We start from the raw sequence: 16,715 nt of genomic DNA, 5'->3' as shown, positions 1-16,715 counted from the left end.
GCATATGCGACAGTCCTTTTTCTGCAACCTACAAACTCTCATCAACCCTGTTTTTTCGCCATGATAGCCGCAGCGCGGGCTACGATGATGGCAGCGAGTTCGTCTTTATCCATTTTATCTAATTTTTCCATAGAGCCGTCCGGGAAAAGCAAGGTGGCGATGTTCGTCGTCCCTTTGAAGCCGGCCCCTTCGGCACTGACGTCGTTGGCGACGAGCATGTCGAGGTTCTTCTTCTTGAGCTTCTTCGTACCGTATTCGATGACGTTCGTCGTTTCAGCGGCAAAACCGACCAGGGTCTGATGGGTCTTGCGCTGGCCCAGGCCATAGAGGATATCGGGATTCTTGGCCATTTCGAGGGTCAAGGTATCGTCGTTCTTCTTAATCTTGTTTTCTGCCGGATGAGCCGAACGGTAATCGGCAACCGCTGCCGATTTGATGACCAGGTCACAGTCATCGTAATAGGAGTCGACGGCGGCTTTCATGTCGCGCGTACTGCCGACATCGACGCGGCGGGCCAGGCCGACCGGCGTCTTGAGGTTATCCGTCGTCCCGGCGACCAATGTGACTTCTGCGCCGGCCATGACGGCAGCCTTGGCGATGGCAAAACCCATGCGGCCGCTGGAATGATTGCCGATGAAGCGGACCGGATCGATGGGTTCCCGCGTACCGCCAGCCGTGACGAGGACCTTCTTGCCTTTCAGGAGGTCGTTGCGGCAGGCCAGGAGTTCGATGTAATCGACGATGGTATCCGGTTCGGGCAGGCGGCCGACGCCGTCGATGCCACAGGCCAGATGGCCGCTGTCAGGTTCGATGAAATGGTAGCCGAATTTCTTCAGCTTGACCATATTATCCTGGGTAATAGGATTCAGATACATATTCGTATTCATTGCCGGTGCGATGAGGACCGGTGCCGTCGTAGCCATGACCGTCGTCGACAGCATGTCATCGGCAATGCCGTTGGCGATCTTGCCGATGATATCAGCCGTCGCCGGGGCGATGACGAAGACGTCGGCCCAGCGGGCCAGGGCGATGTGTTCTACGTTAAATTCGGGTACATCGTCGAACATGGATACGGCAACGGGATTGCCCGAGATTTCCCGCATCGTCAGCGGCGTGATCAGTTTCGTCGCATGGTCGGTCATGATGCATTTGACTTCAGCACCCTGCTTGCGGAGCTGGCTGGCAATGGATGCGGCTTTAAAAGCAGCGATGCCGCCAGTGATACCTAAGACAATCTTTTTCTTTTCCAAGCTCATGAAAAACACCTCCGTGTTATTTAATGCCGTCACGCGGTGCTTCATACGTGATCTTGCCCTGGTCGATTTCTTCCATGGCAATAGAAACTACTTTCGTCGTATCGACGTCGACGAGGGGTTCGTCGCCATCGGTGAGCTGACGGGCCCGTTTGGCAGCCAGCGTAACCAGCGTGTACTTGCTGTCTACTTTAGTCATCAAGGATTCGAGGGTCGGTTTAATTAACATAGTTCATCTCTCCTATTATTTGTACAATTCTTTCGTATGGGCGATGCGATGGGCATTGCGCGTCACTTTACACTGTTCGGCTTTCAAGATGGACGCCGCTTCATCGACGGCTTTCTCTAGTTCGTCGTTGACGATGACGTAATCATAGCGGTCGATCCAGTCCAGTTCTGCCCGGGCCTTGGCCAGCCGGCCGGCGATGACGTCGTCCGAATCGGTCTGACGGCCGCGGAGGCGTTTTTCCAGGACGTCCCGGCTGGGCGGTACGATGTAGATGAAGACGCCTTGGGGATACCGTTTCTTGACCTGCATGGCCCCTTGGATGTCGATTTCCAGCATGACGTGTTTGCCTTCTTCCAGCATCTGATAAACGTACTTCTTCGGCGTGCCGTAGTAATGGTCGTAGACCTTGGCATGTTCCAGGAAGGCATCTTCTGCCAGGAGCTGCTCGAACCGCGCGTTATCGGCAAAATAATAATTGACGCCGTCCACTTCCCCAGGACGGGGTTTTCGGGTCGTCATGGAAATAGAATATTGGATATTCGGGAACTGTTCCCGCAGAGCGGAACAAATCGTCCCCTTGCCGGCTCCGGACGGGCCGGACACAACGATGAGCAATCCGGAATCATTCATGACACAACTACTCCTTTTCTTCTTCCCCTGCTTCCGTATCCTCTTCCAGGACGGCATCACTGCCGGCAGGGACGATGCGATGGGAAATCGTTTCCGGCTGCAAGGCCGATAAGATGATCCAGCCGTTATCCATGACCAGGACCGACCGGGTCTTGCGGCCAAAGGTCGCATCGATGAGGGTATTCCCATCACGGGCGTCCTGGACAAGGCGCTTGATGGGCGCCGATTCAGGACTGATGATGGCCACGACTTTGTCACCCATGACGACATTGCCGAAGCCGATATTTAATAAATTGAAGTTCATCATTCGATATTCTGCACCTGTTCGCGAATCTTTTCGATTTCATTCTTGAGCTGCAGGACTGCTTCGGTCACGGCCAGGTCGCCGGCTTTAGAGCCGATGGTATTGGTCTCGCGGTTCATTTCCTGGATGAGGAAATCGAGCTTGCGCCCTACTTCACCGGAACTCTGGAGCATCGTGTGCAGCTGGTTCAGATGGCTGCGGAAACGGACGACTTCTTCCGTGAAATCGACTTTATCCGAATAAATGGCCACTTCCTGCAACAGCCGGTCCTCGTCGGGAACGGCGGCCTGGACCTTGTCCATGAGGGCCAGGATTTTCTTTTCCAGCCGTTCTTCATAGGCCTGGACGATGAGGTCCTTGCGGCTGGCAATGGTTTCGACGAGGGACGCCATCTTATCAGCCCGGCTGAGGAGATCCCGGCCGATATTGGCTCCTTCCTGTTCGCGCATGGCGACCATGCTGTCCAGGGCTCCCTGCAGGGCCGCTTCAAAGGGCGGCCAGCTGGCCTCGGCGTCGATAGCCGGCGGCGTCTGGACGAACCAGTCCTTGGTCAGGGACGTCACATCGCCGAGGGTCACGGCCTTGCCGGCAAAAAAGCGGTCGTTCACGTCCTGCAGGGCCGTCTTGACGGCGCCTAAGGCAGCGTCATCGACGCGGACGTCAGGCGCTGCCGGATCCAAATCCTGTACGGTGACAAAGACATCGACCTTGCCCCGCTTGAGGACGGCCTTGATGCCGCTGCGCAGCCGGTCTTCCAGGGCCAGGTAGGCGTGAGGCATACGGATATTTAATTCCAAAAAACGTTGGTTCACAGCGCGCATTTCAATGGTGACAGCCAGCTTCCCGTCGTTGCCGGAGCCGCTGCCAAACCCAGTCATACTTCGCAAAGTTCGAACCCCCTTACGAATTTGATTTGTTTTACTTCAATGCTTTATTATACCGTGAACTGCCCCATTTTTGCAACCACATAAAAGAAAAAGAGCTATGCATGATAAAAAAACATCATGCACAGCCTCTTTTCTAAACTGCCTGTGCGGCAGATAATGCTGAGATTTATCTCTTAAATTTCTAAACTGCCTGTACGGCAGACAGCGGATAACTTCAACATTGGTTTATTATACCACAACTTACACGATTTATTGAACTGCTTTCGTTTTAAAAAGTCCTAACTGATCTGAATAATACCAAGAAATATTTTCAGAAGCAGGAAATACGATTTCACCAAATTGCTTCGACGTTCTCTCAATTCCTTTCTCTTCACTTTCATCCTCCTGTAAAGAGGTATACCGTTTCAAAGCTGCCATATAATCCCGCCGCAACCACAAATTCGCTTCCATCGCAAGCGTCATATCCGGATACATAGAAATATCCCAGCAATTTTCTTTCAGTATAAATTCGTGGCCATCATACCAGCGAAAACTCATTTTTCCATCTTGGTAAACCCGATAAGCAGTGATTTCCTGCAGGGTATTTTCCCGAAACGGATTAAATACCTGGGGCAGTGCCGTCAGCCACCAATACTCTTTTAACCAACCGTTGCAGCATTCAGGCCCTTGGGCTGTATCTGAATTAAAATCTTCCATCACACGCTGCTCCAAATCCACAAGACTCATTTCCGGGTGCAAGGGATTTCTCTTTTCTATCCGCGGCACCGCATCGATGCGCTGACGTAACGCAGTCACGTCAATAATCTTCATCATATCATGACTGACTAAAGAATGTTTAGATGACTCATAGCCTGGCCTGCAAAAAGCAATTTGTTTATCTCGTAAAAAAGCACGCAGATTATACTGCATGACGGCAACATTCGGTGACGAAATATCCTTTTTCAATGAGCGATGACGAAGAATCCGCCCTGACAGTTGGATGATAGAACGATACGACGACGGCTCAATGACCGCCCAGTCAAAATCATGGTCGCGTCCGACTTCTTCCACCGGAGTGGCTACCAAAACAAATAAAATTTTATTTTCAGCAGCTTTGTCGATATGCTGCCGTAAAACAGGATTCTGGACATCGATTATGTCTCCGTCCTCTCCTTTCCGCTTTAATACGCTATCCAGATATGCTTCCTGTTCATGGCGCAGCAGCAGTAGCTGCCGGCTGTGATAGACCATCACGCGAAACGCATATCCTTCAGGCGCCGCATGTTTCAATAAATATAGGGACAGTGCTACACAGGGATCAATATTCGCCATACGGATAAGTCCAAATGAAACTTCCTTGCCCGTCCGTTTATCAAGACAATGATGTGTATCGTGCAGTTTCTCTGCTTGTATCCGTATCTGTTCAAAATAAGCCTGTTGTTTCTCATGCAAGTCCTCTGCCGAAGTTGCCACGGGAGTGATATATCCTTTCCGCCGTACTTGTTGTTTCATAAGTTTAGCTGCGCGTCTTTTGATGAATTCACGATGGAAACGTATATATCCCTCATCGGCCTCCGAAAAAGGCATCGCTGCCACAGAGGTCTTGAATTCATCACATAAAACAGCAGCCCCGTATTTATGTTCTGCAAAGAACTGATTATAACACTTCAGGCCCTGCATATATGCCCGATGCATGCCAATCGCTAAGTCCAGTGGAATCGTCGCAGAAGACAGGACGACATTCCGTCCCAGCATCCCAGCTAAATGAACAAGCCGCGAAACTGCTATCAAATCTTTTTCACCAAAATCATCGATTTCGTCAATGACCAGGTCCGATGATAAAAGACGTAAAAGCGGCAGCATGTATTTGCCGCCCCGTATCGTTTCTGTCGCCCGCATCAAGTAGTCAATAGTGGCAACGAGGACAGGTTTATTCAAAAAAGCTCGATTTTTATCTCCCTCTTCGCTGCGTGCGGGATTGAAAAAGAGTTCAAGAAATTGCTTTTGAGCATCTGAAAAAGTATCTTCATAAACAATAGTCCCATCCAGCAGCGTTTCTACATCGCCGGTTACAGCACTTTCTGCTTCATCCTGCATCAGATTATCACAGCCTGCATCTCTGTATTTTTCTATATCATGAAGTTTTTTAACTGCCACAGAACCAATCAATACGGCTAATTCGTTATTATCCAAGCCAATCCGTTCTCTATATTCATCACCCGTCTGCAGCGTAAGCGTACGCAATCCCAAGGCCAATATATAGCGCAGTGATTTCTCATCTTTCGAAAGAGCCTGCATTATTTTCGCATTCGCCATTGTTTTCCCACAGCCCGTGCTCGCTATGTTCACTACAAAATACGCCGTATCGCCTTCTTGCTGACTGCGAAAATGGTGAATCGCCGCAACGGCTTTATCCTGCCACTGAAAGCGCCGTTCTTTGCTCTGCTTTTTTAAAAAAGCATTTTCACAGACCCTTTCCATCTTCTGCTGCAGCTGCGGCAAAGAGTGAGCAATCGTCAAAGCCTGCTTCATAACACGGACAAGATGTTCCTCTAAATACTGTTTTCTCTTCTTAGTGCCGTCCGTATTCGCCCACAGGGCAGGGACATCCCAATTTTTAGCATCCTCTGCCGCTTGCGATGAAATATAATGGTCCGCCAGCATCAGGCACAGACGGCTGTACAAAAGGAGCGGCCGTATTTTATCCGGAACATCGAGTTTCATACCTGCCAATCGTCCCGCCCATTTTTTAACTTCCTTTTGCCAGCGCTTCCCATCATCACACAGTAAACCATGAGAGAATGTAAAACAAGCTTCTCTTTCCGCTTTGCCCGTCTCCGTTTCATAGCCCCAATGGGCCTGCAGGCGACGGAACATCTCTTCAAACGATAATGCAGCTTCCTCCCGATATTCGTTTCTCGTTTCCTTATCCAACAGCGGCAAACGATGGTGGGACAAAATAATCCACGCCAAATATTCCGCTACAGGCGGCAGCGGTTCCAATCGCCTTTGCTCTGTCTCCATCATAGTCTGCTGCAGGTCCGTATCGCGGATATTCCCACTAGCCAAATTCGTCAGCCATTTTGCATCATCGTTTTCCGCCTGGCTAAGGTGCACGACGGCTTCCAGAAGCTTACACGAAATCCATTCGTGCCGGAATGGATCGGCACTAAGGCGATGTTCCCGCAGTTTAGCCTGAAAATAATCCGAGCATTTCCCCCAGTCGTGCAGTAACGAAGCCAGTGCAGTCAGCGCCTTCAGCTCGGGCATACGCGACCATTCATTTTCCCGTTCGTTGTGCAAGATATTTTTAGCAGTCCAATTCACAGGGACCCGGCCTTCACTGTCAAAGCGCTGCCGATTGCCGACAATCCACAAAAGCTGGCTGCGGCTGCGGGAGCGTATCCAACGGCAGGAAACAGCGGTACTCTTCGTCGCAGTCCGACGCAGCAGTCTATTCACTGCCTGCAGGCCTTCATGGGTAATGACCGTTTGCCACGTATCGTTTCCAATCCGGTCGGCAAAACAATCCAAAATCCGCCGCACGATAGGAATCGCTTTCTTTTCACTTCGGCTAGTAAATAATACCATCATGAGAATCACCTGCTTTATAGTACATAAGACTGCATTGCTTTACTTCTTCAAACATAAAATCCATGGCATGATGTTCCGTAAATTTCTGCAGACAAGTCTGACGAAATTCCTGTCCGGCCATTCCTTCGTAAGCACAGATAAAAGCCCAGGGCAATACAATAGCATCCTTAATTAAATCGGCAACATCAAAGACCAGGGCACCGCGCCGCGTCTTGCCGTGCATTACCGCAAAACCATGAGGAATGCCCAAAACCCAGAGCGTACAAGCCGCTAAGCCGTAAGCCAGATAATTACCGTGATTTAAAAAGATATTGGCCCAATCACCGCTGTCTCTATTTCGAGAAAAATCCGGAAAATCCGTCAATGCAGCCGCATATTTGTACAGTTTCTTCGTAAAAGCAGCTTCTTTGCTCAATAACTCCGAAATCGACGCCGCCTTTTCGATTCCTTTTTTATAAAGTGTTATTGCATCTTCTACTTCAGGATCATCAAAATAAAAACCGTAATCGGAAAGTTCCCGGTCTTTCTCCCAAGTGCGCTGCAAAAATGAACAGCGCTGTTGTTGAAAGTGTTTTGCTACTGCCAACCGCCGGGCTTCATCAAACCAAAATGAAAGCCAGCCCTGTACATAGCTTGTCGGCCGATATTCACTCTGCGGATTAAGCCATTCCACTTCAGTGCCTGCAAATAAAGGAGTTCCCCCGCCGCCGCAAAAGCCAACAAGGACGCCGGCACTCGCCAAAAGCCGCATCGCCGCCTGCGTAATAGAAGTGCCGGTTCCCAACAAAATAACCGTTGTATTCGCAATAGGGATATTCCAATAAAGATTTTCCTTTTTTCCTTCCGTCAAATAGACAACCCGTCCATCCTTCTGCATGACCCGGCATTTATCCAAATAATATATATTCGCCCGCTTAGAATGTAAAATAGCTTTCAAAGCTGCGGTCTCGACTTGCTGTTTCATACAACCACCTCTATCCAACAGTAAATTTTCAACTGCCTGTGCGGCAGATAACAAAGAGCTGTCTACAACATATTCGGACAAAATTTTCTAAACTGCCTGTGCGGCAGATAACGCCGTCTTCAAGGGAACACCGGTCATGGTACATTTCTAAACTGCCTGTGCGGCAGATAACTATGCAGACAATGGCTTTAGTGACATGGGACATTTCTAAACTGCCTGTGCGGCAGATAACTCGGGTTCGTTTGCTTCTCCCTAAGCTGAGAATTTCTAAACTGCCTGTGCGGCAGATAACGGTTACGGTATGAAGTCCATGCTCATCATGCATTTCTAAACTGCCTGTGCGGCAGATAACAATGGCAAACGAAAGCCAAGCTTTGAAGTTCTTTTCTAAACTGCCTGTGCGGCAGATAACCGTCGTGGCCATCTCACGCTTAATTGCGAATTTTTCTAAACTGCCTGTGCGGCAGATAACAATGTTTGGGTGCAGCCATCCGTTTCCCTTTTTTTCTAAACTGCCTGTGCGGCAGATAACATGTTAGACCCCGGGCTGACTCTCATCTCACATTTCTAAACTGCCTGTGCGGCAGATAACTGGTCCAGCAATTCTTTTCGCCGTCCTTTCGTTTTCTAAACTGCCTGTGCGGCAGATAACATTTTTGCTGTATTCATTCCTATGACGATAGATTTCTAAACTGCCTGTGCGGCAGATAACTACGTTCAGCCGGCAGAAAATCAACCGCTTATTTTCTAAACTGCCTGTGCGGCAGATAACTTCATGCGCCATCTGGACATTGTGGCGGAACTTTTCTAAACTGCCTGTGCGGCAGATAACAGCCACTGTATGCCGGCAGTCATGAGTTGTATTTTCTAAACTGCCTGTGCGGCAGATAACCGTTGACGGTCGTTGCCACGGGGTCGGCCTGCTTTCTAAACTGCCTGTGCGGCAGATAACTTGGACCCCTGCCGACGGTAACAGCCGCCATATTTCTAAACTGCCTGTGCGGCAGATAACGCTGTAGTCATAGTGATAAGCACCGACTTTAATTTCTAAACTGCCTGTGCGGCAGATAACAAGTCAGCAACATATACCAGTACCCCTTAGCATTTCTAAACTGCCTGTGCGGCAGATAACGGCCTAGAAGCTCCTAATTGTGGCATTTATCTTTTCTAAACTGCCTGTGCGGCAGATAACCTTTGAAGTGCTTCCACTTTTCTCCTGGTTCTTTTCTAAACTGCCTGTGCGGCAGATAACGATCCTTACTGGACTACTTTATCGGTCTTTGTTTTCTAAACTGCCTGTGCGGCAGATAACGCCTTTCACGGCTCGAGAAATCAACCGGCTTTTTTCTAAACTGCCTGTGCGGCAGATAACGCTACTATCGAGAACCCGCGGACCTTTGCACCTTTCTAAACTGCCTGTGCGGCAGATAACTGAACATGATTTCCAGTCGGAAGTACTTGAAATTTCTAAACTGCCTGTGCGGCAGATAACGCTATGCAGTGATGCGACATCAACAACGTATTTTTTCTAAACTGCCTGTGCGGCAGATAACGTTCAGAATATACCGCAACGGAATCTTGGATTTTTCTAAACTGCCTGTGCGGCAGATAACGTTGCCCATTTGCGGAATAATCGGCAATAACATTTCTAAACTGCCTGTGCGGCAGATAACTGTAGGACAACATGCGCAAATTCGCACAGCCACTTACTGTCAAGCGTTCTTTTTCATTTTACCAAAAATTTTCTGAGACGGCAAAGATCCGCTTGTTTCCTTGATTTTAAGATACTTATTAATTTTTGGGGCAATCAAACATGATTTTCCTCAAAATTCCGGTACTGTCGCCTGCTGGCTCAGACCATAGGCGTTAAAATTACCCTCACAAGCAGGAGCTTCTATTTTTTCAATGAAAAGGCTGAATTTCTGCTGAGTCGTTTTGCTTTTCAGCTGCACGTACGGAAGTCGTCTAGGCTTTTTTGTTTTCATCAATTTAAAGGCTTTTTCATAAGATATACCATTTCTCTTTGCATAACGTTTGGCTTTTCGAAAGCGGGAGCTGTCCGGTTGATAGCGGCGATATACGGCATAGCCCTTGATACGAGGAGCGGCCACCTCTCGAATCGCCGTAAGATGGATGTAATCCTGCAAGAAACGCAAGGCTTGAGGAATGTCAGCTGATTCAAGTATTTCTCTTTCCTTTGAAAAAATGCGGACTTTATTCCCCAATGATTCTTCAGTGTATCTGGGAAAAGAGATGCCTATCCTCCCTTCCCCTAGTTTTTCTTTTTGTGATGCTAAGGTAAAATGCAGCGGCATGAATACTTTCGTCATCAAGAATGATGTGGGAATTTCAGCACTGGGGTACAGCGTAATTTCCTGATAAAACATCATTCATCATCCTTTCCGCTTTGGCCGAAGACACCACCGCGTACCAGGACAGCCATGACGTAATGTTCATCTTCTTCGCAAGATAATTCATTGCCTGTGGACCAGGCATCAAATAACGTATAAAAATCTTTTTTGTCTTTTGGCGTCCGGTATGCCCGTCCTAAAGCCGTTACAGAACCATAGGTTTCAATAGCGATTGGTCCGATACCGTCTTCATAGTCTGGATACCATGTGTCAATGGTCCGTAAGGCATTGCTGATTTTCTGAGAATGCATGGCTGCTATACCATTCACTGAGTACAAAACCTTGCTCTTTTTACCTCGGCCTTTATCTAAAATGAGTTCTTCACTAGGATAAACATCTTGACCGCTGCCCAACAAGACATATGCTGTGACTTTAAAAAACGCATAGTTTCTCTTGCCGCATAAAGCATCCGCAATATAACCAGATAATTCATCGACTTGTTCATCATCCTGATCAAAAGATTTTAAATCATATTGATAGGCATCAAACGTCCACGATTTATTTTCTTCATCCATAGAAACAACAATTTCGATTTTTTCAGCACCAATACGATTGCGCCATAAAAACCGGCCATTGGCTAAGTTCATAGCATATCGCTTGGCTACTTCCTTGAAACCATATTTTTCAATATAGCCCTGCCCCATCTTCTGGATTCCCGCGTAGTGAGTCGAATTATTGCAGGCCGAAGGGTTCTGCACACCTGCTAAAAATTTCAATGTAAAGCAAAGTTTCAGCGTATCTTGCTCAAGAGGAAGGGCGGCACTGTCAACCGTCTGCAGATTCGGTTTCTGCACTTCTGCATTAAGTTTCAGCGGATCATTCCGGACCGCCGCTTTGTTCAAACGATTGGAAATCGTACCGCGTACGGATTTTTCTACCAATTGAATGGGTACTGCTTCTTTGTTTTCCCAAGTCGTACTGTACATATAAGCATCTGAAGCTACCATCTTTTTTTCAAACGCCAGTACAGACGCGATGTCCGTCGTTTTTTTAGCCATAAAACATTCCTCCTCTATTCATTTTTACAAAGATAGGTTCCTTGTGTTTCATCATATTCATAATGCCAAAACAAATCATCTAATGATCTAAGCCGATGCAGCATCTTAAATTCACCTAATGTTACCAGCGGTTCTACAAAACAGTGAGTCTTCTCCGCATCACGCTGCCGCTTCACTTTCTGCAAAGGCGATAACGCCCTGAATCCTACAGCCAGCGGAACGAGCCAGCCTGGCGTTGCGCGTTGTTGCTGCCAGGAAATAACTCTTCCCTCTTTATCGACAAGCGGCGTCGAGTAGACGGCTAAATAATGAAGCAGCACTCCTAGTGTATCTTCACCAGTATCTTCATTCATCAAATCCCGTCGCTCAATCACTGCATACCCCGACATCAACGGCAGAATAAGTTTCCGTACTACCGCACTCTCGTTATCTCGATCAATCCGCTGCACGTCTATTTTGTCTACAGAAAGAACGTCTCCGCCAGCAATTTTCATCGTCAGCATATTTTCGCGTACCATTGGTTCCAGCAAATCGCCCATTTCCGGCCCCAATTTCTGTACTTCAATGACTAAATCGACGAGAAGATGAATTCTTGCTTCTTCAATAAACGGCGGCCTTACAAAAGCATTGCCTTTTTTTCGCAGCGGATTAGTTGTGCCAATAATCGAAGAAATCCAGTCACCTGTGCCTTTGTGAGTCTGCAGTTGGTAACCATGACAAATCACCCCTGTTTTCGTAAAGCGCAGTTCCGAAAATTCCGACTGCCGGTTAAGACGCCGCTGTAAAGCATGAACAGCCCCCAGCCAGGCCGTCATCGCAGGAAAACCGATAGTAAAAGTACTGCTCAACGCATTGGCATTTTGAATGTGAATGCCTGATACAATCAAAACCGCTTCTCTCATAAGCCATATCTCACTTCCTCTTCTAAAACATTCTTCATCGCGTCTTGCAAATAAGAAAGTTCAGCGTCGCCTAAGACGATTTTTTCAGATTTCATCACCTTTTCGTATTGTGAAATAATATAGCGTGCAAAACTCCGGCTAATCATCTGCTGCCACGTACCTTCACTTCTGTCAGCTTTATACGCATCATCAAGGAAGATTTTCTGAGCCTGCGGCAAGTTGGAAAAAGAAGGCTGATTGCTCCAACCCGCTTCATGCTTACGGAATTCATAAGCGGTCATCAGTACAAGGTCCACCAGTGCCGCCGTTACCTCATCTCTTTGCATGCGGATTCCCATATTATTTTTCTCTGTCTTTAAAATGACATGGAGTTGATGCAGTAAATCATTCAAAGGCCGATAAGGAATCGATTCACGGAAAAAATCACGTTTGGGAAAGCGGAGTGTCCTTAGTTTCAACTGCGGCGGCAAAGACGGCAATAAATAGGCAATTCCGTGCTGACGTGAATTGAGGGTACTGATATTTTGCGGTTTCGTACCGCCAAAACCTATACCCGTAAGGCTGAATATCTTAGTATAGGCTTCTCCGCTTTTTTTGTGTTCCCTTTCTTCGCTGCCCATGTCATCGATTCGCTTCTTTAACTGTAACAGCAAGCTGGAACTCGGCATAACAGTTAATAAATGATAATTACCGTCTGAAACGGGAAAATAGACCTGCTTCAAATTCTGATCTGTATGATCCGGCAGCGCGGCTTGAAAAAGTCCATCAACATCTGTGCAAACTTTTTCATAATCAATACCGAGAGAAGTGAAATCTTTTTTTAATGCTAAATCACGCTGCTTGAGATGAAGAAGCACCAACTGTCTATCTTCTAAAGGCAGCATCAATAAACTCGCCGTACTTAAATAAGCTGCCGAAGAAACAACGATATCAATATCATGTGTCACCGTATCGGTACTCACATATTCCCTATTTGTTCCCTGTCCTCTATCAAGAATATTTACTTTTACTTCAGGATTCGTAAATTTACCGACATGCGTCGACAAGGTACAAGAAGGAATACGATCAACCACACTTTGCAGCCAAGCATTATGTGTTTTCTTTTTCTTCGCTGAATTTTCTACGACATAATCCATAAATATTCCCACAGAAAATGCCTCCTTATATTAAATACCGAATTAATTATTCTCATTATACCACATTTGAAATTCCCATTCAATATTATTTATCTTTTAAAGGAATATATACTAATACTGCCTACTCGGCAGATACCTGGCCTGTATTCCACGCTTTCAGCATGGTATATTTCTAAACTGCCTACTCGGCAGATACCGATTAACAGACAAACCAACCGATACAGTTATGTTTCTAAACTGCCTACTCGGCAGATACCTCCGTATCGCTGTCGGCGGCGGCTCGAATAATTTTCTAAACTGCCTACTCGGCAGATACCATGTCGATGTACCGGGCTGGGATTTTGCCTATTTTCTAAACTGCCTACTCGGCAGATACCAGGCGTACACCGCGAGGCTTCGCACCCAATAATTTCTAAACTGCCTACTCGGCAGATACCGGCGCCGCATCCACTATGTGGTGACACCGGCTTTTCTAAACTGCCTACTCGGCAGATACCATGTTTTCTCTTAAGTTTTCCTTTGTACTACATTTTCTAAACTGCCTACTCGGCAGATACCGTTCGTCTGCACCGCAAGGGGTGCCATCAGAATTTCTAAACTGCCTACTCGGCAGATACCAAGAATGTCCGAAAGAATGTCGCCGAAAAGTCTTTCTAAACTGCCTACTCGGCAGATACCGATACGTGCTTTGCTTAGGCGGTGAGCGTAATTTTCTAAACTGCCTACTCGGCAGATACCGATGAAAGAGGACTGATCCGCTGCATCAAAGATTTCTAAACTGCCTACTCGGCAGATACCGCTATTTGCCGTTGTGGGCGCGTTTTGCGGCTTTTCTAAACTGCCTACTCGGCAGATACCCCATGTTGTATGGCCATTCGGGACATGATGATTTTCTAAACTGCCTACTCGGCAGATACCAGTATTATATCATACGTTGAACCGCGTCGCTACCTAACTGCAACGCTTATAAACAAAATTCCCCAAAAATCAAAATAGCCTTATAAGGCCGCATGTTTCCTGCATCTGAAAAACATCTTATTTTTTTGGTAAAATTTATGCAGGTTGCAGTGACTATTAATCATTACATGATTCCAGATTTTGTGCCGCAGCTTTTTCAGTAATTTCTTTACATCTTTTTGACATTTTTTCGTTCTTTTTTCTTACAAACGGCGCCTAGACTAACTGGAACAAGACCCTTAATAGCGCCCTCGCGCAGCATCCGGAAATCAACTTCCTCGTCTCTCCTGGCGACCAAATCAACCAGCCGGCGGAAGACCAGTCGGCAACCAAGCTGAACGAACAGGAAATCCAGTATGCCGCTTACCTTTCGGCCGCAGCCCTGCGCAATCTGCCCGAAGCCAGCAGCATCGGCAACCACGACAGCATGACATCCGGTTACCAGAACCACTTCAACGTACCGAACCCCTTTACGGAAGAAAGCAACCCGACGAAAGCCGGCCACGGTTACTATTACACCTACGGCAATGCCCTCTTCATCGTCATCAACGCCAACAACTACAACGCTGCCGACCATGAAGCGCTGATCAAGAAAGCCATCAAAGCTCATCCGGACACGAAATGGCGTATCGTCGTCATGCATCAGGACATCTACGGCACGGGCCTGGATTACTCCGATTCTGACGGCATCCTCCTGCGCACGCAGCTGACGCCGATTTATGATGCTAACAAGATTGACGTCGTCCTCCAGGGTCATGACCACACCTATGCCCGTACGTATCAGCTCTCTAGCGACGGCAAACAGCATGCTTCTTTCGACGACTTGAAGAAAGGCCAGCAGGGCCAGTCTCATAAGCTCCTGAATAACGCACTGAAGAATAAAGAATTCAAGAACAACTACGAATCGCAGAACCTCTGCTACACCATTGCCGACATGAAACAGGGCGTCCTGCACAACCCGAAGGGCGTCTTCTACATGTCCTCAAACTCGGCAACGGGTTCGAAATACTACAACCTGATCCCGCAGCAGCAGGACTACATCGCCGCCCGCAGCCAGAGCTGGCGTCCGACGTACTCCGTCGTCCACATTACGGACAGCGAATTCACGATCAACACGTATGACGTAGAAACGGGCACAGCAATTGATGATTCCTACAGCATCGTCAAAGACTAAGTCTTTCCGGAAATGGCTGCGCTTCCTGCTCGTCCTGGTCCTCCTCTGCGGCGGCGTCTGGCTGCTGCAGGTTTGTCAGCCCGTCGACAAACCCCAGCTGGTCAGCACCCAGGGCCGGGTTTTTGAAAAGGCTACGGTCACTTCCATCGTTCAGGATAACCTCCAGGAAGACGGTTCCCGCGTCGGTGATCAGATTGTCATGCTGCAGCTAAAAGACGGCAGCACAGTCGAAGCGAACTGCCCGAACGGTCTCCTCTTTGGTACCGTCGCGCAGCCCGGTATGTCGGTCATCGTCATTTCCAGCACGGTCGGCCAGCTCTCGCTGCACACGGTCTATAACATCGACCGAACGTGGCCGGTCTACGGCTTCATCGCCGTCTTCCTGGCACTTCTCCGCCTCATCGGCGGCCGCAAGGGCGTCGCTTCCGCGGTGGCTTTGGTTTTGACCTTCAGCTGCTTCATCGGTTTCTTCTTCCCCATGATTCTGCGCGGCATGCCGCCTATCCTGGCTGCCCTGGTGACAGCCGCGGTTATCCTGGGCGCCACGCTCTACCTGCTCAACGGCTGGTCGGCAAAATCCGGCGCTGCCTTCGCCGCGACCATCGGCGGTATCGTCATTGCCTGTCTGTCCGCCGTCATCTTTGGTCAAATCGCTCACCTGTCCGGCTATAACGTCAGCAATATCGAAAACCTGATGTTCGTCGCCCAGAATACGCTCATCGACGTCGGTCAGCTCCTCTTTGCGGGCATTCTCTTTGCCAGCCTCGGCGCCGTCATGGATATCGCCATGGACGTGACCAGCGCCTACAGCGAACTCGTGCGCCATCAGCCGGACCTGACACGGCAGCAGATTTTCCAGGCCGGCATGAATGTAGGCCGCGACGTCATGGGCACCATGGCTGCCACATTGATTCTCGCCTTCTTCGGCGGCTCCCTCGGCGTCTGGGTCCTCGATTACGCCTACGACCTGCCCTACCTGCAGCTGATCAACAGCAATGCCGTCTGCATTGAACTGATGAAAGGACTCTCAGGCAGCTTCGGCGTCATCTTCACGGTACCTTTAGCCGCCCTTTGCAGCGCCTGGCTTTATGGGAGGAAAAAAGGGGTTAGTGAAAAGCAGTAAAGTGCAGCATAAAGCAGTGAAGTGCAATGAAAAGCAGTGAAAGGGGCTGTCGCATTAAGCGACAAGCCCCTTTTAGTTTTTAGTTTGTAGTTTTTAGTTTGCAGTACTGATGTTATTAATTAAAGCCATCCACTGCAAACTGCAAACTTTTAGAAAAAAGATTATAGCATAATG

Annotated in this window: 13 protein-coding genes and 2 CRISPR repeat arrays; of the genes, 2 read left to right on the top strand and 11 right to left on the bottom strand. The window is 48.2% G+C overall.

The features are described from left to right. Positions 1–41 precede the first annotated feature (41 nt). From coaBC to C6362_RS10350, 11 genes are all read right to left on the bottom strand, one after another. Positions 42–1,256 (bottom strand): bifunctional phosphopantothenoylcysteine decarboxylase/phosphopantothenate--cysteine ligase CoaBC, encoded by a 1,215-nt coding sequence (gene coaBC / locus C6362_RS10400; protein WP_014016711.1) that lies wholly within the window; start codon positions 1,254–1,256, stop codon positions 42–44. Positions 1,257–1,272: 16 nt separating this feature from the next. Beyond that, complete coding sequence (rpoZ, locus tag C6362_RS10395; protein WP_014016712.1) at positions 1,273–1,482, bottom strand: DNA-directed RNA polymerase subunit omega; 210 nt, start codon at positions 1,480–1,482, stop codon at positions 1,273–1,275. Between the two features lie 15 nt (positions 1,483–1,497). After that, positions 1,498–2,112 (bottom strand): guanylate kinase, encoded by a 615-nt coding sequence (gmk, locus tag C6362_RS10390; RefSeq protein ID WP_014016713.1) that lies wholly within the window; start codon positions 2,110–2,112, stop codon positions 1,498–1,500. A gap of 7 nt (positions 2,113–2,119) precedes the next feature. Beyond that, the gene (remA, locus tag C6362_RS10385; RefSeq protein WP_027894640.1) at positions 2,120–2,416 is read right to left on the bottom strand and encodes an extracellular matrix/biofilm regulator RemA; all 297 of its coding nucleotides are present in this window, start codon (positions 2,414–2,416) and stop codon (positions 2,120–2,122) included. Further along, a complete protein-coding gene (locus tag C6362_RS10380) occupies positions 2,416–3,294 on the bottom strand; it encodes a YicC/YloC family endoribonuclease (RefSeq protein ID WP_232501512.1) in 879 nt (292 codons plus the stop codon). The genes remA and C6362_RS10380 overlap by 1 nt, the downstream gene beginning before the upstream one ends. Positions 3,295–3,552: 258 nt before the next feature. Beyond that, complete coding sequence (gene cas3f / locus C6362_RS10375; protein ID WP_014016716.1) at positions 3,553–6,876, bottom strand: type I-F CRISPR-associated helicase Cas3f; 3,324 nt, start codon at positions 6,874–6,876, stop codon at positions 3,553–3,555. Beyond that, positions 6,857–7,840: a type I-F CRISPR-associated endonuclease Cas1f gene (gene cas1f, locus C6362_RS10370; RefSeq protein WP_014016717.1), complete on the bottom strand. Its 984-nt coding sequence runs from the start codon at positions 7,838–7,840 to the stop codon at positions 6,857–6,859. Before cas1f ends, cas3f begins: the two co-directional genes overlap by 20 nt. Positions 7,841–7,864: 24 nt before the next feature. Next, positions 7,865–9,513: a CRISPR direct-repeat array (repeat unit 28 nt; unit sequence TTTCTAAACTGCCTGTGCGGCAGATAAC). A gap of 150 nt (positions 9,514–9,663) precedes the next feature. Continuing rightward, complete coding sequence (gene cas6f / locus C6362_RS10365) at positions 9,664–10,230, bottom strand: type I-F CRISPR-associated endoribonuclease Cas6/Csy4 (RefSeq protein ID WP_014016718.1); 567 nt, start codon at positions 10,228–10,230, stop codon at positions 9,664–9,666. Further along, positions 10,227–11,249, bottom strand: coding sequence for a type I-F CRISPR-associated protein Csy3 (gene csy3, locus C6362_RS10360; RefSeq protein ID WP_014016719.1), 1,023 nt, complete (start codon positions 11,247–11,249; stop codon positions 10,227–10,229). Before csy3 ends, cas6f begins: the two co-directional genes overlap by 4 nt. Before the next feature lie 14 nt (positions 11,250–11,263). Beyond that, complete coding sequence (csy2, locus tag C6362_RS10355) at positions 11,264–12,151, bottom strand: type I-F CRISPR-associated protein Csy2 (RefSeq protein WP_014016720.1); 888 nt, start codon at positions 12,149–12,151, stop codon at positions 11,264–11,266. Then, positions 12,148–13,299 (bottom strand): type I-F CRISPR-associated protein Csy1, encoded by a 1,152-nt coding sequence (locus C6362_RS10350; protein WP_014016721.1) that lies wholly within the window; start codon positions 13,297–13,299, stop codon positions 12,148–12,150. The genes csy2 and C6362_RS10350 overlap by 4 nt, the downstream gene beginning before the upstream one ends. Before the next feature lie 97 nt (positions 13,300–13,396). After that, positions 13,397–14,205: direct repeats of the CRISPR family, unit length 28 nt; unit sequence TTTCTAAACTGCCTACTCGGCAGATACC. A 307-nt stretch (positions 14,206–14,512) separates the two neighbouring features. Here C6362_RS10350 and C6362_RS10345 point away from each other — a divergent pair. Then, positions 14,513–15,418 (top strand): metallophosphoesterase family protein, encoded by a 906-nt coding sequence (locus tag C6362_RS10345; protein WP_198407965.1) that lies wholly within the window; start codon positions 14,513–14,515, stop codon positions 15,416–15,418. Next, positions 15,390–16,541 carry a YibE/F family protein gene (locus C6362_RS10340; RefSeq protein WP_014016723.1) on the top strand — a complete coding sequence of 384 codons (1,152 nt, stop codon included), beginning with the start codon at positions 15,390–15,392 and terminating at the stop codon, positions 16,539–16,541. Before C6362_RS10345 ends, C6362_RS10340 begins: the two co-directional genes overlap by 29 nt. The last annotated feature ends 174 nt before the right edge of the window (positions 16,542–16,715 follow it).

The sequence above is a fragment of the Megasphaera elsdenii DSM 20460 genome (assembly GCF_003010495.1).
Classification (GTDB): Bacteria; Bacillota; Negativicutes; order Veillonellales; family Megasphaeraceae; genus Megasphaera; species Megasphaera elsdenii.
Note: the sequence above shows the minus strand (reverse complement) of the source record. Positions and strands in the feature narration are given on the sequence as shown.